This window comes from Sulfurovum sp. (genome assembly GCF_041562805.1).
Classification (GTDB): Bacteria; Campylobacterota; Campylobacteria; order Campylobacterales; family Sulfurovaceae; genus Sulfurovum.
In genome coordinates, this window is the sequence record NZ_JBFFOH010000030.1 from 1 (window position 1) to 22,600 (window position 22,600).

Annotated in this window: 19 protein-coding genes; 10 read left to right on the forward strand and 9 right to left on the reverse strand. The window is 39.7% G+C overall.

What is annotated here, in order from left to right; translation table 11 throughout:
* Positions 1–115 precede the first annotated feature (115 nt).
* From ABYK33_RS05730 to ABYK33_RS05770, 9 genes are all read left to right on the forward strand, one after another.
* The gene (locus tag ABYK33_RS05730; RefSeq protein WP_373032058.1) at positions 116–853 is read left to right on the forward strand and encodes an urea amidolyase associated protein UAAP1; all 738 of its coding nucleotides are present in this window, start codon (positions 116–118) and stop codon (positions 851–853) included.
* A 10-nt stretch (positions 854–863) separates the two neighbouring features.
* Positions 864–1,484 (forward strand): urea amidolyase associated protein UAAP2, encoded by a 621-nt coding sequence (locus ABYK33_RS05735; protein WP_373032059.1) that lies wholly within the window; start codon positions 864–866, stop codon positions 1,482–1,484.
* 4 nt (positions 1,485–1,488) lie between these two features.
* A complete protein-coding gene (locus ABYK33_RS05740) occupies positions 1,489–2,496 on the forward strand; it encodes a fatty acid desaturase (RefSeq protein WP_373032061.1) in 1,008 nt (335 codons plus the stop codon).
* Positions 2,497–2,506: 10 nt separating this feature from the next.
* Entirely contained in the window at positions 2,507–3,289 is a 783-nt protein-coding gene (locus ABYK33_RS05745) for an N-acyl homoserine lactonase family protein (RefSeq protein ID WP_373032062.1), read from the forward strand.
* A 93-nt stretch (positions 3,290–3,382) separates the two neighbouring features.
* On the forward strand, positions 3,383–6,988 hold the full coding sequence (uca, locus tag ABYK33_RS05750) for an urea carboxylase (RefSeq protein ID WP_373032064.1): 3,606 nt from the start codon (positions 3,383–3,385) through the stop codon (positions 6,986–6,988).
* A 6-nt stretch (positions 6,989–6,994) separates the two neighbouring features.
* Positions 6,995–7,849 (forward strand): sugar phosphate isomerase/epimerase family protein, encoded by an 855-nt coding sequence (locus tag ABYK33_RS05755; RefSeq protein ID WP_373032065.1) that lies wholly within the window; start codon positions 6,995–6,997, stop codon positions 7,847–7,849.
* Positions 7,846–8,733, forward strand: coding sequence for a DMT family transporter (locus ABYK33_RS05760; RefSeq protein WP_373032066.1), 888 nt, complete (start codon positions 7,846–7,848; stop codon positions 8,731–8,733). Before ABYK33_RS05755 ends, ABYK33_RS05760 begins: the two co-directional genes overlap by 4 nt.
* A gap of 10 nt (positions 8,734–8,743) precedes the next feature.
* Positions 8,744–10,081, forward strand: coding sequence for an allophanate hydrolase (gene atzF / locus ABYK33_RS05765; RefSeq protein ID WP_373032067.1), 1,338 nt, complete (start codon positions 8,744–8,746; stop codon positions 10,079–10,081).
* The gene (locus tag ABYK33_RS05770; protein ID WP_373032068.1) at positions 10,071–10,460 is read left to right on the forward strand and encodes a hypothetical protein; all 390 of its coding nucleotides are present in this window, start codon (positions 10,071–10,073) and stop codon (positions 10,458–10,460) included. Before atzF ends, ABYK33_RS05770 begins: the two co-directional genes overlap by 11 nt.
* A gap of 246 nt (positions 10,461–10,706) precedes the next feature.
* On the opposite strand, the gene ABYK33_RS05775 is transcribed toward ABYK33_RS05770, so the two are convergent.
* From ABYK33_RS05775 to cysS, 9 genes are all read right to left on the reverse strand, one after another.
* The gene (locus ABYK33_RS05775; RefSeq protein ID WP_373032069.1) at positions 10,707–11,408 is read right to left on the reverse strand and encodes a TorF family putative porin; all 702 of its coding nucleotides are present in this window, start codon (positions 11,406–11,408) and stop codon (positions 10,707–10,709) included.
* An 88-nt stretch (positions 11,409–11,496) separates the two neighbouring features.
* Positions 11,497–12,057 (reverse strand): CDP-diacylglycerol--glycerol-3-phosphate 3-phosphatidyltransferase, encoded by a 561-nt coding sequence (gene pgsA, locus ABYK33_RS05780; RefSeq protein ID WP_373032071.1) that lies wholly within the window; start codon positions 12,055–12,057, stop codon positions 11,497–11,499.
* A 178-nt stretch (positions 12,058–12,235) separates the two neighbouring features.
* A complete protein-coding gene (locus ABYK33_RS05785) occupies positions 12,236–13,015 on the reverse strand; it encodes an enoyl-ACP reductase (RefSeq protein WP_373032073.1) in 780 nt (259 codons plus the stop codon).
* 1 nt (position 13,016) lies between these two features.
* A complete protein-coding gene (gene dapA / locus ABYK33_RS05790) occupies positions 13,017–13,910 on the reverse strand; it encodes a 4-hydroxy-tetrahydrodipicolinate synthase (RefSeq protein ID WP_373032076.1) in 894 nt (297 codons plus the stop codon).
* Between the two features lie 10 nt (positions 13,911–13,920).
* Entirely contained in the window at positions 13,921–15,177 is a 1,257-nt protein-coding gene (locus ABYK33_RS05795) for a M16 family metallopeptidase (RefSeq protein ID WP_373032084.1), read from the reverse strand.
* Positions 15,178–15,242: 65 nt separating this feature from the next.
* Positions 15,243–16,307 (reverse strand): quinone-dependent dihydroorotate dehydrogenase, encoded by a 1,065-nt coding sequence (locus tag ABYK33_RS05800; protein ID WP_373032077.1) that lies wholly within the window; start codon positions 16,305–16,307, stop codon positions 15,243–15,245.
* Positions 16,308–16,347: 40 nt separating this feature from the next.
* Positions 16,348–16,839, reverse strand: coding sequence for a hypothetical protein (locus ABYK33_RS05805; protein ID WP_373032078.1), 492 nt, complete (start codon positions 16,837–16,839; stop codon positions 16,348–16,350).
* 63 nt (positions 16,840–16,902) lie between these two features.
* Positions 16,903–18,612 carry an ABC transporter ATP-binding protein gene (locus ABYK33_RS05810; protein ID WP_373032080.1) on the reverse strand — a complete coding sequence of 570 codons (1,710 nt, stop codon included), beginning with the start codon at positions 18,610–18,612 and terminating at the stop codon, positions 16,903–16,905.
* Positions 18,612–20,021 carry a cysteine--tRNA ligase gene (gene cysS / locus ABYK33_RS05815; RefSeq protein ID WP_373032081.1) on the reverse strand — a complete coding sequence of 470 codons (1,410 nt, stop codon included), beginning with the start codon at positions 20,019–20,021 and terminating at the stop codon, positions 18,612–18,614. The genes ABYK33_RS05810 and cysS overlap by 1 nt, the downstream gene beginning before the upstream one ends.
* A gap of 225 nt (positions 20,022–20,246) precedes the next feature.
* On the opposite strand from cysS, the gene ABYK33_RS05820 reads away from it, so the two are divergent.
* Positions 20,247–22,415 carry a TonB-dependent receptor gene (locus ABYK33_RS05820; RefSeq protein WP_373032083.1) on the forward strand — a complete coding sequence of 723 codons (2,169 nt, stop codon included), beginning with the start codon at positions 20,247–20,249 and terminating at the stop codon, positions 22,413–22,415.
* The last annotated feature ends 185 nt before the right edge of the window (positions 22,416–22,600 follow it).

The following is a 22,600-nucleotide window of genomic DNA, read 5'->3' on the forward strand; positions in this document are numbered from 1 at the left end:
CAGGCACCTAACATGTACGGGGCGTTGATCACGTATGACATACCTGTAGGTGATACAAGGGAATCTGTCTTAAAAGAAGTAGAAGAATCTATAAATTAGTAAAGGAACAACAATAATGATAACAACACATAAAAATATAAAACCCGAATGTATTCTTCTTGATGAAGTACTTCCGGGAGGCGGAAGATGGTCAAAGATCATCAAGCGTGGTGACAAACTGCGTATTACGACAAAAGATGGCTTAGGCTCTCTTTCGGCAATGTTTTACAATGCCGATAGCACGGCAGAACGTTTTAACTCTGCAGACACAGTTAAACTTCAACATAATGCTTATTTTGGTAAAGGAAGAGTGCTTTATTCGGAATTGGGCCGTGTGCTTTTTTCGATCATAGACGATACAACAGAGGGTCTTTTTGATGCCATTGCAGGGATCAGCAACCCCCGTATTGTAAAAGAGCGTTTCGGTGAGGGAGACTTCGAACATATTCGCAACCGTTACTTCAAAAGCGACCGTGAAAACTTTCTCGTCGAATTGGGTAAATACGGCATGGGTAAACGAGACATGATCCCTGCGATCAACTTCTTTAGAAAAGTGGACGTCAAGGAGGGAAGTAAACTTGAACTTTCATCGCAACGTGCTGAACCTGGAAGTTATATCGAACTTCGTGCAGAGATGAATGTACTTCTGGTACTGTCAAACACACCGCATGTAATGGAAGAGGGTGAATATAATCCAAGTGATGTGCAACTGACATTATTTAAAGCGGAACCGGTAACAGAAGATGACCTCTGTATGAACTTTAGCCCACAATCCCACCGTGCTTTTATCAATAACGCACGCTACTTTGCCTAAGGAGATAAGAATGAGCAAAACAATAGAAAATGCGATCTATAATGAGAAAGTCGCGGCAGGTGTACCATGGAGTTATGTCGTAAAAAAAGGTCAGACACTACGTATCATTGATCTTGAAGGGTGTCAAGCAGTTGATACACTATTTTACAATGCGAATGATCATGAAGAGCGTTACTCGGCTAATGATACGGTGAGAGAACAGGGAAGTATCTTTGTGACAACCGGTACAACACTAATCTCCACCGATGATAATGTGATGATGGAAATTACTGCAGATACCTGTGGTAACCATGATACGTTGGGAGGTCACTGCAGTGCTGAAAGTAACACGGTCCGCTATGCACATGATACAAAATACATGCACAGCTGTCGTGATAACTATCTGTACGAGATCGGTGAGTTGGAGATGGACCCTCGTGATCTGACCAATAATATCAACTTTTTTATGAATGTACCTATTGAAGAGGACGGATATTTAATTATCGTAGATGGTATCTCTAAACCGGGTGCTTATGTAGATATGAAGGCAGAGATGGATACCTTGGTATTAGTCTCAAACTGTCCGCAGCTTAACAACCCTTGTAATGCATTTAACCCTACCCCAGTGCAAATGATAATCTGGGACGACTAAGATCATGAAAAATATAAGCAGCCTCTTTCGTTTTGATGATGCACTAGTACCAAACTTGATGGCATGGACTTATGTGCTTTTGGCATATGTCCTCGGATTTACTGCTTTCATGAGTGAAACAGTGTGGGTGAATGTAGCAGGGATAATCTTACTTGCTCACAGTATGGTCATTGCTGCGTATTTTATTCATGAGTGTGCACATGACTCCTTGTTTAAGAAGAGCAGTCACAATCATATTTTTGGTGAGATCCTTTTATGGATCACAGGTGCTTCATACAGCGATTATGAGTCAATAAAACATAAACACGTACGTCATCATATGGATCGCGCAGATATTGTCTCTTTTGACTTTAGAGAAAAACTGCTTAAGTATCCCAAAATATTAAAGACGATACAGGTCCTAGAATATTTTTATATTCCTGCCTTAGAGGTGATGATGCATGCATTAGTCATTATTTTACCTTTTATAAAAGCATCAAGAAAACATTTACGTTCACGTATCATTACTGTACTGGTATTGCGTATTTCTTTTTTTACGGCACTGGCATTGATCTCGCCAAAAGTATTGCTTTTGTACCCTATATCTTATGGTATTTTTTTAACAGTGATGCGTTTTATGGATGTGCACCAGCATACTTATGACCTTTATGAGACGTTGGATCAAAAGCGTGGTGATGAAGTAAAGCAGTATGACAGAGCATTTGAAACACGTAATACTTTTTCCAATGTACTTTCACTTAAATATCCATGGTTAAATCTTTTGGTGTTGAACTTCTCTTATCATAATGTACATCATGATCAGCAGATGCAACCATGGTATCGTCTTCCTGACTTACATAAAAAGCTTTATGGTGAGGATGAGAAACAGGTACTGGTCTTTTCTAATTTGTTGAAAAGCTACCATACATACCGTGTACAACGTGTGATCAACTCTGATGATGCTAATACTGATGTGCACAAGGGTAAAGATTTTATTGGCGTTGACGGTGTCTCATTTTTGACAGCGCATTAAAGGAGATAGTATGACACAAGTGAAAAAGTTTTGGCCTATTCTGACAGGAACCCATCGTTATGAGAAAACACTCTCTACACGTGGACATGGGAAAGGGGTTATCATAGATGCCCCTATATTAGCTTATCTTATTGAGACAGCCAATGGCCGTATTTTATATGATGTGGGGTGTGATTATAACAAGGTAACTGATCCACTGAAGCGAAAAGTGTTCTATGAACATGAGGGTTTTCCTTTTGGCCCACCTCAAATGACCGAAGAGCAGCGTCTGCCTAATCGACTCTCTGAGCTTGGATTGCAAAAAGAGGATGTAGATGTGGTTTTTTGCGGACATTTGCATTTTGACCATGCAGGTGGGATATGTGAGATGTGTCATGCTGAAGTACATGTACACAAAAAAGAGCTTGAAGCAGCGAAAGCACTGGCGGATGATGCCTATTTTTCAGAAGATTTTGACTGTCCGATCAATTGGAAGATCTATGATAAGGAGTATGACCTGGCTCCCGGTGTGCGTGCTATTGAAACACCGGGGCATACAGCTGGGCATATGTCCATGCTAATTGAACTGCCTAAAGGAAAACCGATCCTGCTTGCAGGTGATGCGGCTGATCTTAGTGAAAACCTTGAAAAAGAGATCGCTCCGGGTCTGTGCTGGCAGGATAATGAGGCAATGGCCATTGAGAGTATTCGTAAACTTAAAGCGCTTGCTCTTCATACGGGTGCGGATATTTGGCCTAATCATGACATGAAGTATTTTGAGTCTAAAAACTGCTTTCCGAAGTATTTTGCATAAGGTATGAGATAACCTAACTTCTCCATTTTATAAGACGACTTATGAAATGTAACACATCGGGACGGCCCGTATACTTAACTCTAAGGATGAAAAATGTTTACTAAAGTATTAATTGCAAATCGTGGTGAGATTGCTTGCCGTGTGATTCGAACACTCAAGAAAATGGGTATTAAATCTGTGGCGGTTTATACGGCAGCTGATGCGGACTCTTTACATGTGAGCCTTGCTGATGAATCTTATTATGTAGGGCAGGGTATTGCCAGTGAAAGTTATCTTGATGCAAAGAAGATTCTTGATATTGCTAAGCAGAACGATGTACAAGCCATTCACCCCGGGTATGGTTTTTTAAGTGAAAATGCAGATTTTGCCAATGCCTGTGAAATGGCAGGTATTGCTTTTATCGGTCCGCGTACAGAACATATGCAAAAATTTGGGCTTAAACATACAGCCCGCCAACTGGCAGAAGAGAACAGTGTACCGCTTCTCCCGGGTTCTTCAATCTTGACTGATCTGGAAGAGGCGAAGAGGGAGGCTAAACGTATTGTCTATCCTATAATGCTAAAAAGTACTGCCGGGGGTGGTGGTATCGGTATGCAGCTGTGTTATGATGAAGCAGAACTTTGTGATGCGTATGAATCTGTCAAGCGTTTAAGTGAGAACAACTTCTCTGATGGCGGTATGTTCCTGGAAAAGTATGTTGCTTCCGCACGTCACATCGAAGTGCAGGTCTTTGGAGACGGAAAAGGGTTTGTTGCCACATTAGGAGACAGAGACTGTTCTGTACAACGCCGTAACCAAAAAGTGATCGAAGAGACACCTGCACCGGGTCTTACAGATGAAACAAGAGAAGCACTCTATGCAGCCGCAAGAAAATTGACAGCATCTGTTTCCTATCTTTCTGCTGGTACTGTAGAGTTTGTCTACGATACGTCTACAGATGCATTTTATTTTCTGGAAGTGAACACACGTTTACAAGTAGAACATGGTATTACCGAAGAGGTGACGGGTGTAGATCTCGTTGAATGGATGATCCGTCAGGCTTATGGTGAAAACCCTGCACTCTATGCGTATGAACATAAACCTCTGGGGCATTCAGTGCAGGTACGTGTGTATGCTGAAGATCCAGCCAAGAACTTTCAACCCAGTTCAGGTGTCTTGACCAATGTTCAATTTGCCGATGATATACGATGTGATACTTTTATTGAAACAGGGTTGGATGTCTCTGCTTTTTATGATCCTATGATCGCCAAGCTTGTGATTAAAGGGAACAACAGGGAAGAGGCATTAGCTAAGATCGTGAAAGCGATTGATGAAACCCATATAGACGGGATTGAAACCAATTTGAGATATCTAGGGAAAATCGTTCGATCGGATGTCTTTAAAAAAGGTGAACAGACAACCAAATACCTTAACTCTTTTGAGTATCAACCAAACAGTATAGATGTTTTACGTCCTGGTACACAAACGACTATTCAAGACTATCCCGGTCGTACAGGGTATTGGGATATCGGTGTGCCACCATCTGGCCCTATTGACAACTTCAGCTTTCGGTATGCCAACAGTATTGTCGGAAATGATGAAAAAGCATCAGGCTTGGAGATCGCTATTTCTGGCCCGACACTTCGTTTTAACTGTGACAGTGTTATTGCCTTGTGTGGTGCAGTGATCGATGCATCTTTAGATGGTGAAGCAGTCACCATGAATGAAGCCATTTGGGTTAAATCAGGTTCAGTACTTAAACTCAAAAAAGTGCATAATGAAGGTTTTAGAACTTATTTAGCACTTCGTGGAGGATTTGATCTTCCACAATATCTGGGCTCTTGTTCAACGTTTACATTGGGACAGTTTGGTGGTCATGCAGGTCGTACACTGATCTCCGGAGATGTTTTACACATAGGTGGACTTACAGCGAGCGAGGTGGCGGTAAATGCAGCGACACCGTATAGAGCCTATGGAAACACCTGGGAGATAGGTGTTCTCTACGGACCGCATGGGGCACCTGACTTTTTTACTGATGATGATATCAAGACTTTCTTTGAGACGGAATGGGAAATCCATTATAACTCGAATCGTACAGGTATTCGTCTTATTGGTCCAAAACCTGAATGGGCAAGAACAGATGGAGGAGAAGCAGGACTACACCCTTCCAATATCCATGACAATGCCTATGCTATCGGGGCGGTAGATTTTACAGGAGATATGCCTGTTATCTTAGGACCGGACGGTCCAAGTTTGGGAGGATTTGTCTGCCCGGTAACGATCGTCAATGCTGAATTATGGAAGATGGGGCAATTAAGAGCGGGTGATAAAGTGAAGTTCATTCCCCTTGAACATGATACTGCCAAGGAGATGATCCAAGCCCAGGAACAAGCGATCTCTAGACTTGAAACGTATGATGAGTCCTCTTTTTTAAGTCCAAAACCTATAGGTTCTCCGATCCTTTATATGGATGAAGGCGAAGAAAATCTTCCTTCCATCGTTATTCGTCAGTCAGGTGACAGTAATATTCTTATCGAATATGGTGAGATGCAGTTGGATATTGAACTGCGGTTTCGTGTACATGTGTTGATGGAAGCACTTAAAGAAGCAGCGATCCTAGGTGTAACAGATATCACACCGGGTATTCGTTCTCTTCAGATCCACTTTGAACCAAAAGTGTGTGACAGGGATGTTTTGATTGACCGTATTAAAGAGCTTGAACTGACACTGCCTCTGATTGATGATATAGAAGTCCCTGCACGTATCGTACATTTACCACTTTCATGGGATGATGAATCTACCCGTGTCGCTATAGATAAATATATGAAAACAGTGCGTGCAGACGCACCATGGTGTCCAAGCAACATTGAATTTATCAGACGTATGAATGGTCTTGAGAGTATTGAAGAGGTAAAAAAGATCGTTTTTGATGCGAACTATCTTGTGATGGGTCTGGGCGATGTTTATTTAGGTGCCCCTGTGGCTACTCCACTTGATCCTCGTCACCGTTTGGTCACAACAAAATACAATCCTGCACGTACATGGACGCCTGAAAATGCTGTCGGTATTGGTGGGGCATATATGTGTGTGTACGGTATGGAAGGTCCCGGTGGATATCAGTTTGTCGGACGTACAGTACAAATGTGGAACCGTTACCGTCAAACAGCGAACTTCATCGATGAAAAACCATGGCTTTTACGTTTCTTTGATCAGATCAAATTTTATGAAGTAAGTGCCGATGAACTCCATCACATGCGTGAAGAGTTTCCACGTGGACGTGTTGAATTAAAGGTAGAGGAGACGACATTCAGCCTTAAAGAGTACAAAGGGTTCCTTCAGAGCAATGAAGCGTCAATTGAGACCTTTAAAAAGACTCAGCAAGATGCATTTGAAGAAGAGCGTCAGATGTGGGAACGTACGGGGCTTGCCAACTTTAGCACAGAAAGTACTGATATTGAAGAGCAGAGTATGGAGGAGATACAAGTCGATGAAAACAGCGAAGTGGTAGAGTCACCGGTACAGGGAAGTCTTTGGAAAGTACTTGCCAAACTGGGTGATGTCGTTGAAGAAGGGGAAGTGCTGGCTATTGCAGAAGCTATGAAGATGGAAGTCGATATTGAAGCCCCTGAACATGGAAAGATTACTCAGGTGCTTTGCAGCGAGGGTGAAAATATTTCAGCGGGTAAAATGCTTTTTGTCCTTGAACCGATTCAAAAGTAAATAGCGATGAAATTAGAAATTTTTAAGACAATGTGGGGTTTTGAAGGTGACTTTGAAACTGCATGTAAAGAAGCTAAAGAAGCTGGGTTTGACGGAATTGAAGGCAGATCACCCCTAGACGAAGATGAACGAAACCATTGGAAGACTTGTCTGGAAAAATATGATCTTCTTTTTATCGCTGAGATCGTCACAGGAGGTGGTTTTGTTCCTGCACGTCATGACAGTTTGCAAAAACATATTAATGATGTGGAAGAGGGTATTAAAAACTCTCTGGAGTTGAACCCTCGTTTTATGACCTGTATGGGTGGATGTGATGCCTGGAGTGAAGAGGATAGTATGGCCTTTTTCAAAAGAGCCATGGATATCGCCAAAAAATACAAGATAGAGATCTCTTTTGAAACACATCGAAGCAGGTCACTTTTCACACCATGGGTTACAAGACGAATGGTTGAAGCACTGCCGCAGATGAAGTTGACTCTAGACATCAGCCACTGGTGTGTGGTAACTGAACGTCTTATGGATACAGAGCTTGATACGATCAGAGCAGTTGCACCTCATGTTCATCATTTTCATGCACGTGTTGGTTATGCTCAAGGTGCACAAGTGCCACACCCTGCGGCACCTGAATATAAAGAGGCTTTAGCTTCTCATCAAGAGTGTTGGGAGATCGCATGGGATGCACAACAGGTGCATGGGATGCAGATCACGACAATGACACCGGAGTTTGGCCCTGATGGGTATCTGCATACGCTTCCATTTACCAATGTTCCAGTTGCAGACCTTTGGGAGATCAACTGTTGGATGGCGGAAACGGAGCGTACCCATTATGATAATTACCTACAAAGAAAGGTTTTAGCATGAGAGAACATTTACCTGTTATTGTTTTACTTGGAGCCTCAGTACTTTGGGGATTGTCATGGCTGCCTCTCAAAAGTATCAATACTATGGGCATTGATGGTATTTCACTCATATTTGTTGTCTACGGGATACTTGCTTTGACCTTGAGCCCTTTGCTTCTCAAACAGTTTATTATATGGAAAGAACACAAAAAGGTGATGCTGCTTATCGCAATTTTTGGCGGCGGTGCAAATCTGGCATTTACCTATGCACTGATCAATGGTGAAGTGATTCGTGTCATGGTGCTCTTTTATTTACTTCCAGTATGGGGAGTTGCGGGAGGACGTATATTTCTAAAAGAGGATATTGACCGTTGGCGTTATATGGGGGTGTTTTTGGCGATCAGCGGTGCTTTTCTCATCCTCGGCGGTTTTGAAGTGTTGAATGCTCCACCATCATGGATCGACCTGATCGCTTTGGCTTCAGGGTTCTTTTTTGCCATGAATAATATCCTTTTTCGGGCATCTCAGTCTGTACCAGTAGCTGCGAAGCTAGGTGTAATGTTTTTAGGCTGTTTCAGTCTCGCAGGTATATTGTTAATGGGTGGTGTTGAACAGTTCCCTCAGGATGTGAATGGAAATACATGGTTGATGCTTGTAAGTTATGCTTTGCTTTGGCTTCTTGTAGCCAACATCGGTTCACAATGGAGTGTGACCCATATGGAAGCAGGACGCTCTTCGATCATCATTATTTTGGAATTGATCACTGCGGTTGTCTCTGCAACATTGATTACTGGGGAAACGATGTTTCCTATTGAATATATGGGTGGTGCATTGATTGTAGCTGCAGCTTTTATAGAGGCCATTCGTACTAAAGATGATGACATACCAGTTACAACAATTGAATAAAGGAAAACAGATGAATATTGAAAATTTAAAAAAATCATATAGTAATAATACACTAACACCAAGAGCATTGATGTCACAGATAAAAGAACGTATTGAAGTGCACAAAGAGAATCCTATTTGGATCTATACACTGAGTGAACGTGAACTTGAACCTTATTTGGAGCGACTGGAGTCTTGTGAACCAGAGTCTCTTCCTCTGTATGGTATCCCTTTTGCTATTAAGGATAATATTGATCTTAAGGGGATACCGACGACTGCTGCATGTCCTGACTACAGTTATATCCCTGAAGAATCAGCTTATGTAGTGCACTGTTTGATAGAAGCAGGAGCAATCCCTGTAGGAAAGACCAATCTTGATCAGTTTGCAACAGGGCTTGTGGGGACACGTTCACCTTATGGAGCGTGCCAAAACAGTATCGACCCTGAATATATCTCAGGTGGTTCCAGCTCAGGATCTGCCATCTGTGTAGCATTGGAAATGGCTGTTTTTTCATTGGGTACAGATACTGCAGGATCAGGCCGTGTACCGGCCGCATTTAACAATCTTGTTGGATTAAAACCGTCAAAAGGTGTACTCAGTACCTCAGGTGTGGTACCTGCATGTCGTAGCTTGGATTGTGTCTCCATATTTGCAAAAATAACGGAAGATGCACAGCAAATATTTGATGTAGCAGCTTCTTTTGATACAGAAGATCCTTATAGTCGGCAAATGCCTGTCATACAGAAGGGTATTGCTTCAAGTTTCCAATTTGCAGTGCCCCAGGCCGATCAGTTGAAATTTTTTGGTGACTCTGAAGCAGAAGCACTCTATTTCGAAGCAGTGAAAACATTTGAAGCCATGGGAGGAACAGCCATTGAAATGGATTTTTCACCTATGCTTGATGCAGCAAATTTACTCTATCATGGACCCTGGGTCACTGAACGCTATGTAGCTGTTAAAGAGATGATAGAGAATAAACCCGAAAGTTTTATTGACGTGACACGTACGATCATTGAATCTGGGAAAAGTAAAAGTGCAGAAGATTACTTCAATGCCGAGTATAAGCTTAAGGCCTTTAAACGCCAGGCAGAGATGCTAATGGATGAAGTTGATTTCGCATTAACACCGACAACAGGCACAATATATACAATAGAAGAGGTGAATGCAGATCCAATCCAACTCAATACAAATCTAGGGTACTACACCAACTTCATGAACCTTCTTGACTTTTCTGCGTATGCAGTTCCCGCAGGCTTTAGAGAGAATGGTCTACCGTTTGGTGTCACTCTCTTTGCAGATGCATTTGAAGACCGAAAGCTTATGCAATTAGGTGAATCTTATATACAAAAGGCTTCCCATGGAAAATAAAACGATCGAAATTGCTGTTTGCGGTGCACATTTGAGAGGTTTGCCTCTTAATTATCAGTTGACTGAACTGGATGCGACTTTTGTTAAAGCAACGACAACGGACAAAAGTTACCGTCTCTACAATGTTCCTGACAAGACACCACCACGTCCAGGTATGGTACGTGTCAGTGAAAATGGAACAGCATTGGAACTTGAAGTATGGTCAATGCCTCTGGAGAACTTTGGTACCTTTATGATCCAGATCGCTGAACCTTTATGCATTGGTACGGTTATTTTAGAAGATGGAAGTTCTGTGTATGGTTTTTTATGTGAAAGTGATGCAGTCAAGGATGCTGAAGAGATCACTTCATATGGTGGATGGAGAAAGTATATCTCTTAGACCATATTATTAATTTCAAGCCAATACAGAAAATTTTCATTGAACTAATACTCTTATGTCATTATGTGTATTTTTATATTGATATAAAAATTGCTGAAAGATTTATCTATGAAACAATTATATTTTAATGTATATTGTTAAGAATTAAAAGTAGTATATTTAGAAAAGATGGAGATTCCCAAACACTCTCCAAAAGGAGAGTGGTGTATTCAAAATTTGGGAGAGTATCAATGAATAGAGTGCAGATTAAAAGCTTGTACTAATCGTTCCAACAATGTGATCTTCATCTAGTGCTGAAAATGTGTCATCTTCATAGTCAGTATAAGCTACGCTAACTTCAAACTTACCAAATGTTTTTGCAAGTGAAACAATGTAGTTTGTACCAAAATCATCATAATCACCGTAAGTTGCTGCAAGAGTAACGTCCATTGGCAACCCAGCTGTAAATCCTACGTCCCAATAATCAGTACCATCAATTTCAGTATCTAGACCAAAGTAATATTTGGCGTTAACTGCAACTACGTCAAAGTCATAACTTACACCAACGTATGCTTCATCAAAGTTATAGTCATCTGAAACATTTGGGTAAGAGTAATATGCATAACCTATATCATATCCGAATTTACCGATTTCACCTGCATATCCTGCATAGAAATCTGCTTCAAGAGAACTTGAATCATCAGATGTCCAACTTACATTTGAAAGCCAAGTACCTAGGTAAAAACCTTTATATCCTAGATCAATACCACCTTGAACTGCCGGTGAGTTAGAAGTTTGAGTCCAACCTCTCCATACATAGTTACTTGTAATTGCAAGGTTTGCACTTATCTCTAATGCCGACTCTTCAACTATTGGCTCTGCTACTGGTGCTACTGGTTCAATGTCTCCACCTGCGAATGCCGTACTTACAGCTAATGCTGCAACTAAACTTAATTTTGTAAACTTCATGTTTTTTCCTTGTTTTATATTTTGGATAATGAAGTGTAACATGTAGTTAACAGAAAATAAACGACAGTGTGATTAATTTTTAATCAATTTAGTGTTGAGGGGCATTTTTAAAGAAATCTCTGACATATTCATATCCAGAGTAGAGTGTAAGTGCAACAGCTATCCATAGGAGTAATTCTCCACCAGGCCATTGCATCAGTAAAAAACCTATGGCTATCATTTGTACGACTGTTTTGACTTTACCCATCCATGATGCTGCGATGTCAAGACCTTGGCTTACTGCTGAGACTCTCAAGCCTGTAATGAAAAGTTCTCGTGTAATAATAAGAAAGATAGCCCATGGAGAAGCAGTTCCAAGCATCATTAAGCCTAAAAATCCTGCCAGAGTAAGCATTTTGTCTGCCAGTGGATCAAGGATTTTTCCAAGCGTTGTGATCTGGTTAAAGGTACGTGCGATGTAGCCGTCAAAAAAGTCTGTAGCTGAAGCCACAACAAAGATAAAGGCTGCAAAGTAGTTGAGCCATGATGGGTGGATACCCTCAAAAATGGATGCATCCTGGTTTACCAGGAAAAGGAACATTACTGGGGCAAGGAGAAGACGGATAAATGCTAAGATATTTGGGATATTAAATATTTGTGCTTTATTCATCGTTTTACTCCTTATATTTCCTCATTTTTGCATTGAGGTATTGTTTCCCCTTCATTTTTTTTAGAAAAAAACGAAGCAAAAAAATCGTCACTATTCTCAAATCGCTGCGCTTTCAAGGGTGTTCATAGTGACAGGCACGCATTCGCGTGATTTAAGGGCAGGGAAGAGAGACATCCCATTAACGGAATGTTGTTCCACCGTCGACCACTAAAGTTTGCCCTGTGATCCATGATGCTTCATCTGTACATAGGAAATAGACAGAACCGGCAAGGTCACTAGGGCTTCCCATTCTATTTACGGCTGAACGTTTGATCGTTTCAGCTTTTACTTCCTCATAGTTTGTAAATGCTTTAAGTGCATCTGTATCGATAGGTCCTCCAGATACAGCATTTACTCTAATACCCATTTCTCCCAGTTCAACAGCAGCATAACGGCTCATAGCTTCAACCGCTGCTTTGTTTGTACCGTGACCTGCATAGTTTTCAATGTAGATAAGGTTACCAGTTGAAGAAAGTGTTACGATGGCACCACCGCCTACTTTTTCCATACGTACTGCAGCTTCTTGTGAACCACGTACGAAAGCACCAACAGTTGCAGTATAGATGTTCGTTAAACCTTTTTTAGGTCTGAGTTTCATAAATTTACCATAACCGCCTACTACAGGACGGCCGTAGATCATAGCGTTAGAGACAAAGAAGTCTACTCTGTCAAAGTCTTGGTCAATCGCTTCAAACAGTGGTTTGAATTCATCAAGCTCTAATATGTTTAGTGGGTATGCTTTTGCTTTAATACCGTATTTACTTTCTAGGTCTGCAGCAATGACATCTGCAGATTCCTTGTTAGAGTTGTAAGTAAATGCGATATTTACGCCATTTTGTGCGAATTTCTCTGCTACGGCTTTACCGATACCTTTAGTTGCACCTGTGATAACAAGTGTTTTACCTTTCATATCTGACATATTACGCTCCTACGATTTTATATTTTTTCATGACGTTTTCTATATTCTTCATATTTTCAGAACTTGGTGGAACAAGTGGTAATCTGAATTCCATTGTATCTATAAGACCCGCTATGTACATCGCAGCTTTGATAGGGATAGGGTTACTTTCACAGAAAAGCACTTTGTTGATCTCAAAAAGTTCATCATTAATAGCTTTACCCATGAAAAAGTCACCTTTGAGTGCTGCATGGGCAAGTTCTGCTTTCATATCTGGCAAGAGATTGGCTGTCACAGACGTGATACCTTTTCCTCCACTGGCTAAAATAGGAAAATCGATAGCATCATCACCAGAGAATACATACAGATCAGGTACTTTAGCTAGGAGTTCAACCGTTCTTTCTATAGATCCACTCGCTTCTTTGATACCCATAATGTTCTCAACATCATCATACAGTCTTTTTACTGTATCAGGTAAAACATCTACACCTGTACGTCCTGGTACATTGTAAAGCATAAAAGGCACTTTAACTGCAGAAGCGATCGCTGTGTAGTGTTGGTAAAGTCCTTCCGGGCTTGGTTTGTTGTAGTAAGGACTTACCGAGAATATAGCATCAACACCACACGCTTCTGCATGCTTGGCAATGTCTATGGCTTCATGTGTTGCATTGCTTCCTGCACCGGCAAGGACTTTAGTCTCCGTACCTTTACAGACTTCAACAGCTATCTCAATACATCTTTTGTGCTCATCGTGACTCAGTGTAGCACTCTCACCTGTAGTACCTACAGGGCATACAGCATCTATGCCATGTACAATTTGTCTTTTGATGAGATTCGCATAGGTTGCTTCATCTAATGTACCATTTTTAAATGGTGTGATCAGTGCAGTAGTTGCACCAGTAATATAGTTACTCATGTCTCATATCCTAGTTTTTTTTCAATATCACAGTAGTTGAAAAATTGTGATCAAAATATTTTTTAGCTGTATCGCTAATATCTTTGAGTGTAATTTTATCTAATTTCTCTTCATATTCAAGTAAAGGCTGTATATTTCCTTTGACAAGGTAGTCTCCATAGAGTCCTGCCACTGAGCTTGAGCTCTCTAAAGAGTAGATGAATTCCGCTTTTGTGTTGATCTTGACTTTATCAAGTTCAGCTTGGGTAACATCACCATTTTTTATTTTTTCAAGTTCTACAAGTATCTCTTTTTCTAAGGTATCCAGAGTCGCATTGGGAGAACACATTGCCATAATGAGGAAAACACCAGGGTCTGCAAGTTCCATATTGTAACCATAGACCTGATTTGCCAATTGCTTTTCATTGACAAGTCTTTTTTCAAAACGTGAACTTTTTCCAGAACTGAGTATGTGGCTGATAGCAGAAAGTACTACCTGATCATCATGCTCATAGTTAGGAATAGCATAAGTGATAGCCAGCGTGTCAACTTGATTGCTCTCTTTATGAAGGACAGCTCTTTTTGACCCATCCACTTTAGGTTCGACAGCAGTGACTTTAGGGATCTCACGTTTATTTTTAATGTTCCCGAAATATTTTTCTGACTCGGCAAAAACTTCTTCAGGTGTGATATCACCTGCAACCACTAAAATCGCATTGCTTGGTTGATAATACCGTTGATAAAAGTCTCTAATGTCTTCGATCTTCCATGAAAGAATATCTTCCATGAAACCTATAGGAAGCCAGTGGTAAGGATGGTAGGTAAAGTGTGTATTGAAAACTCTGAAATAGAGGTAACCCATAGGATTGTTGTCTGTTCTCAGGCGTCTTTCTTCTGCAACAACATCACGCTCTTTTTGAAACTCTTCATCTGTCAATTTTAGATTATGCATGAGTTCAGAAAAGAGATCAAGACTAAGTGCAAGATTCTTGCTTGCTGTTTTAATGTAATAGTGTGTTTTATCAAAACCGGTGGCTGCATTATTTACTCCACCACGGCTTTTAACGATTGTATCAAATTCACCCTCTTTGAGTTTATCTGTAGACTTGAAAGAAAGATGCTCAAGCATATGGGCCATACCACTCTTACCCAGTACTTCGTTTCTGCTTCCGACTTTGTAGTAAATATCTGTAGTAATGACACCTGAATCGTTATCCATAGGGATGACAACGATCTGCATACCGTTGTCTAATGTTTTTGTAAAATGTTCTGGCAATGAATTGGCCATTGATACTCCTGTTGTGATCATAAGTCCGATAAGTGTAGTTTTAAATAGTTTGAGGCTTTTTAGGCTCATTTGTAATCTGCTCCGATGGCTTCGCTGATATGTTTATAACCATCTTTTTGTAAGAGTTTAATTAAACCTTCATTGATCTCTTTAATCAAAGCGGGACCTCTGTATACAAGCATACTGTAAACCTGGACTAAAGAGGCTCCGGCTTTGATACGTCTATAGGCTTCTTCTGCAGAGTCTATACCTCCTACAGAGATGAGCAGGGTTTTACCATAGAGCTCTTTACCTATGGCTTTAAAGAGTTGGTAAGATTTTTCTGTCAACAGTGCACCTGAGATACCACCGAAATCTTTGGCATGGTCTGTTAAAGAGTAGTCTATAGTGGTATTTGTAGCGATGATACCTGCCGCACCGGCTTCTACAGCTGTCTTACAAAGGATAATAGCATCTTCAGGTTCCATATCTGGAGCGATCTTAAGTAGCACGGGCTGTGTAGTGATCTCTTTTGCCATAGCAAAGATAGCATTGATAAATGACTCATTCTGTAGATCTCTCAGTCCCGGTGTATTTGGAGACGAGATATTGATCACAATGTAATCGCCATAATCTTTAAATGCTTTAAAAAGTGTTTCATAGTCATTTAATGCATCTTCTTCGGATGTTAGTTTGTTTTTACCGATGTTGATACCCATAGGGTAGTCAAAAAAGTAGAGTTTTTTAAGACGTTGCAGCATATAGTGGCTGCCTTTGTTGTTAAAGCCCATGGCATTTTGTATAGAGTTGTCTTCTATGAGTCTGAAGAGTCTCGGTTTGACATTACCATCTTGTGGAAGTGGCGTGACTGTACCAATTTCTGTAAATCCGAAACCCATAGTGGGCATGGCTGTGATGTACTGACCATTTTTGTCAAATCCTGCACCTAAACCTACAGGGTTTTGAAAAGTACGTCCAAAGATCTCCTGTTGCAGCATTGGGTGAGTCACAAAGTTCTGGTTTTTAACGAAACGCAAAAGTGTAGGGCAGTGTGCAATGGTTCTGAGTCCAAGACCGGCAACACTGTGTGCTGTTTCAGGGTCAAGTTTAAAAAGTATTTTTTTGAGGTTTTGGTAAGAAAAAAGTGGCAAAAGAGACTCCATAGTAAATTATGGACATTATAGCTAAGTATCAATAAAAATAGTGTAATGAAAAGGTAGCCCCTTGTATAGAGTCAACAGTCTTTATCTCTTGAACAATATTATAGTGATAGCTCAAATCTAGATCTATAGTATCTGTTAGATAGATAATGAAACCACTATTACCACCATAATAGAACCCGTCGGTATCTTCTAGTGAATCATCTTTGTATTTGAGTATCCCACCAGACAATCCAAGATAAGGTCTTAATTTCGGTGTACCAAAAAGTTCATCAAGGAGTATCTTATCAATTTCTACAGACAGACTTTGGTAGTCACTACTTTTAAATTCATAGGAAAAGTAAGTACGCCAGTTTAAGGTTTGTCTTCCATAGTGTAGAGAGATTGTGTTTTCTGTGTTGTTTTGGTTATTAATGTCTACTGTTTGTGCTGATACTCCAACGCCAACAAAAGGAAATTTTTCATCATCTTGAGAAAAGAGGAAGCTTAAAGTAAAAAGTAAAATTAAAATAATCTTAGCCACAATAAGCCCTTCAAGATATATAATATTATATAGTATGATATCTTGCGTTATATTAAAATTGTCTTATACCGTAGAGTCTTTGGCCAATTTCCGATAAGTCTCACATTTTTGAAGCAGAGTATTATGAGAACCTCTACAGATAATTTCTCCATCATGAAATACAAGGATAGTGTCAGCGTCTTCTATGGTACTTAACCTGTGTGCTACGGTGAAGGTGATCATTTCTGATTTGAGTTCCTGTAATGCTTTTTGTATGAGAGCTTCACTTTTATTGTCCAGTGCAGAAGTGGCTTCATCCAGGATGAGAATATCAGGATTTTTATAGAGAGCACGTGCTAAAGCTATACGTTGTCTTTGCCCTCCAGAGAGGTTGTCTCCACTCTCAGATAAAAGTGTATGGATCCCATCATCGAGTTTGTTGATAAACTCCATAGCATAGGCTTTTTCCAGAGCCTCCACAACACGTTTTTCATCTATCTTTTCTCCATAGGCAACATTGCTGGCAATAGTGTCATTGAAGATGTAGATACGCTGTGTGACATAAGATATTTTTTGATGTAAAGAGGTAAGTGTAAACTCTTTGTTGTCAGTGTTGTTGATAAGGATCTTTCCTGAAGAAGGATCGTAAAAACGTACTAGCAGATTGACCAAGGAGCTTTTACCCGCACCACTGTCACCCACCAATGCAATTGTATCTCCCTTTTTTGCTTGAAGGCTGATGTGCTTTAATGCAGGTGTATGATCGTAATTAAGTGAAACATTTTCTAAAGAGATCGTTTCAATGGTCTCTGTCAGTTCTTTGTTTCCTGAAGTAATGTCAGGTTTAGTATCAAGCAGTTCATGCATACGTGTATTGGCAGTTATGGCATCTTGTGCTTTATTGTAAAGAGATGAAAGACGTTTTATAGGATCATAGAGCATGAAGAGTGCCGTAGCAAAAGCAAAAAATGATCCTACGGTCATATGTCCATCTATAACCTCTTTCCCTCCGATGTATATAACAATACCTATTGCCACAGCACCAAGTATTTCCATAACGGGTGAGGTAAGGGCATTGGTTCTTACCTGTTTCATAATAAATCTAAAGACACTTTGATTGTCTTTTGCAAAACGTTTCTGTTCATAGGGTTGAGACGAGTGGGATTTAATGACTTCAATGTTAGAGAGTATTTCATCCAGTCTTGTCGTCATGTGAGCAGTACTTTCCTGAGACAGTTTAGAATATTTACGCATTTTCTTAGCAAGTTTGGTGAGAGGAAATATCGCTAATGGCATAATGATCAAAAAATATAATGCAAGTGTAGAGTTTTGATAAATAACATACCCTGTCAACGCAATGATAATCATTGTTTCTCTTATAAGGTCAGGAATAATATTGGCAACAACCATTTGAATACGGGCTATATCATTTGTTACACGAGAAAGTATCTCTCCTGAATGTGTTTTTCTAAAAAATTCCATATCCAGATAAGTGATATGTGATACCAGGGCATCACGAAGTTTTCTTACCACGTCTTGACCGATGTAAGAGGTGTAGTAAGTTTGTATATATCTTCCAACTCCCTTAAGTGCAAAGACACCGACTAATAAAAAAGGCATTAACAAGAGCATTTCTTTGTCTTTATTAATAAAGACATCATCAAGTACCGGTTTAATGAGTTGGGCTGTTCCGGCAGTACCGATTGCAACAGCGATCATCCCTAATATAGCAAAGAAAAACTCTCTTTTATAGCCTGCAAGATATGGAAGGTACTGTTTTAAAAGATCTTTCATTATGCTTTTTCCCAAAGTGTGCCATCAGCTGTATCCATGATAGATATACCCAAGGCTATCAGTTCATCACGTATAGCATCTGAACGTTCGAAGTTTTTTTCTTTTTTTGCTTCACTGCGTGTAAGAATAAGTGTCTCTATTTGTGATCTAAGGGCTTCATCTACACCTATTTGGAAATAAGAGAAAGGTTCTTTACCACCAAAACCAAGCAGTGTATTAATAAACTCAATGTTTGCCAAAGTCTCTTTTTTAAGGGCTTTGTCTTTTGGGTTTGTATCAAAGGCATCATTGGTTGTCGCTACCATTTCGTCTATGACTGCAAGTGCGATGGAGATATTGAGGTCATCAGCCATGGCATCAAGCAGTGCTTTTTTAAATGTTTTATTGACCGCAGAAGCTTTTCCTGGCGTGACACGCTTTTTAAGTCTGTAGAGCTTGTCCAGTCTTTTTTTGGAAGTGAGTAACTCTTCTTCAGAGAAGTTGAAATCATTTCTATAGTGTACAGAGTTGAGGTAGTAGCGTAGGACTTCTCCGTCATAAACTTTGAGTGCATCTTTGAGAAAGAAACTGTTGCCTAAAGATTTACTCATCTTTTCACCGTCTATTTGTACAAAACCGTTATGCATCCAGTACTTTGAAAGTTCATGGCCTGTGGCACAGCGGCTTTGGGCTGCTTCATTCTCATGGTGAGGGAAAAGAAGGTCAGCTCCACCACCATGAATGTCTATACTGTATTCCTCTGTACCATGTTCATGGGCAAAGTGTTTTTCTATCATCGCAGAACATTCTATGTGCCAGCCCGGACGGCCTGAAGAGAAGGGCGCATCAAAACAGATGTCTTCATTGCCTTTACATGCTTTCCAGAGTGCGAAGTCTTTAGGATTTCTCTTCTCTGTGGTATGTGCTACACGGCTTTGGTTGTCCTCATCTTCACCCACTTGGTGTGATATTTCTCCATAGTGTGTATCTTTGCTTGTGTCAAAGTAGACATCACCGGAAGCGATCACATAGGCCATGTCTTTGTCGATGAGTGTTTGTATCATGTTCTCTATGGCTTGTAGAGACTCTGTGGCTTTTGGTTCTATGTCAGCACGTTGTATGCCGATGGCTGCCATATCTTCAAGATAACGGTCGATGTAAAAAGAGGTGATCTCTTCCATACTTTTACCTGTCTCTTCCACCTTTTTAATGATCTTGTCATCAATGTCGGTAAAGTTTTTCCCCAGGGTAACTTTGTAGTTCAGGGCTTTAAGTGTACGGGAGAGTAGGTCAAAAGAGAGACTGCTTCGGGCATGCCCTAAATGCGCATCATCATACACAGTAGGCCCGCAGACATAAATGCTTACTTCTCCTTTACGGATGGGTTCAAAAGGAAGTTTTGTTTTTTGTACACTGTCGTAAATATGCATAATAATAGCTAGACCCTTGTTATATATAGTGTTGTGATTATAGCTAAAAGTAGATTAGAAGAGATTACGCGAATATCGTTGTGTAATGCTATATAATGAATCGTGAGATAGAAAATCACATATTTATATATTATTTAAATGATTAACATATAATTAACACAAAATTAACACAACTTAGTCAGAATAGTTAAAATTTTGGATAGGAAAGACTTATAAATGAGTGAAATGAAAAAGATAAAATACTCGCTGATAGCAGTTTTAGCGATGGCTTCTGCAATGCATGCAGCAGAAGATCTAGGGATAATCACTGTTGAATCTTCAACGATTGATGATAAATTTGATGCGAAAAAACTTGAAGTCTCAAACACTGTAACACTTACGGGTGAAGAAATATCAGATCATCATGCTGAAAATATAGCAGATGTGTTAAACAAGGTTCCTGGTGTGACAGTAAGAAAAAATGAGGGTGACTCAAACAAGATACATATCAGAGGTGTTGGTGCTGAAATGTATATGGGTGAAAAGCCTGGTGTTGCTATTGTTATCGATGGTGTACCTGTACAGGAAAGAGCAGGAGCTGTGAATATCGATATGGATAATATTGAAACTATTAAAGTGATCAAGGGGGGTGCTTCTTACCTTTATGGAAATGATGCTTTAGCAGGTGCGATAGTCATCACAACAAAAAGACCAAAAGCAGTAAATGAAGGTTTTGTCCTTGCTGAAGCAGGTAGTGATGGATACGAAAAATACATAGCAAACTATATGGGAAGCACTGAAAACTTTGCCTATGAAATTCAAGGTTCTTATAAAGCCAGCGATGGATGGTGGGATGAATCAGACTATTGGGCAAAATCATTTAATGGTAAATTACAATACTACATTGATGATACGAGTGATATTACATTTGGTGCAGATATCTCTAAAAGATATGAAAATGATACAGGTTCAATTACACATACTGTGAATGGGGTAAACCAGATTGTATATAATCCAAAAAGTTATGGAGAAGTAGGGTATTCAACAGATTACGATATTGATCTTGATAAATATTTTTTAACCTATTCAAAAGATTTTGCAAACAATTCAAATTTCATGGCTCAGATCTATAGATATGAAGATAAAACAACCAATAAGAATGGGGCATATGATAACCCAGATATAGACAGTGGTCTTTTAAGAGATGATCATCTATATGATGCATATGCAAAGACGACTCAAGATGGTTTTAAGTCTGAATATAGACAAGATGGTGAGAAGCTGGCGTATATGCTTGGGCTGGATATCGCCAGAAATGAAGAAGATCAAAATACTAAATATAGAGTAGATTATACAGATAGAAGAGGTAATCAATTCTTTATTGGAGATGTCAATAGTGACACTAACTTTAATGAGGATATTGACGCTTTTTATGGGGAACTTAAATATCAGATAAATGATAAATTGATCACTACTTTCAATGTAAGATATGATCATATGGAGTATGATTATACCAATAAGCTTACGCCTGCTACTTGGGATAAAGATTTTGATGAGATGTCATATAGAGCAGGGGCAACCTATAAGCTGGAAGAAAACTCTATTTTCTATGCAAGTTTTTCAACAGGTTTTAGGGTACCGACTATCGATCAGCTATATGCTGATGATATTTTATCAGGTAGATATGATTATCAAAATAATCCGAATATAGATACGGAAAAAACATATAATTATGAACTCGGATACAGAGGTCAACACGGTTTCTTAACCTATGACATATCTATCTTTCAACTTGAAAGAGATGACATGATCACAAGAAATGGTGGTAATTATGTTGGTGATACAGCGAGTCCTATCATGTATGGTAACTTTGCAGATGCAAGAAATAGAGGACTTGAATTAAGTGCCAATACAGATAAGTCTAAAGAGTTCTCTTTTGAACTGGGTTATGCTTATTTGGATGCAGAATATAGAAGATATGATGAGTACAACTTGATCTTAAATGATCCAAATACGGGTGATGATTATGTCGAAGATACTTATGATCTATCGGGAAATACGGTACCAAGAACGTCAAAACATACGGTTAACTTTGAAGGTAATTATAGAGTTACTCCAAACTGGATGCTGACTGCTGACTTCATGTACCGATCAAGTCAATATGCAGATGAGTTAAATGCGATTAAACTTGGTGGGTATTCTGTGACTAACTTCAGAACCAAATACAATACGAATCTATACGGATTTGATACGGAGTTTTATGGAAAAATCGAGAATGCTTTCGATAAACAATACTTTATGATGCCACGTGCAACAGGTGATAGAAATGATGATGGTGTATATAACATAGGTGACATGGGACTCACTGTAAATCCTGGTCGTACAGTACTTATGGGCTTAAGTGTTAAATTTTAAAGGAAAAATAGATGGTAGAGTTCAAGGAAAATAGAGACAGGAACGACATATACGGTATGCCCGTATTAGGATTTTTGTTTAAAAATCAAACATTTATGATGGTGTTGAAGATAGTTGTTCTCGCTCTGTTCATCTATGGTGTATATATGGGATTTGCTGATCCCGGAACAGAAAATATCTTTACC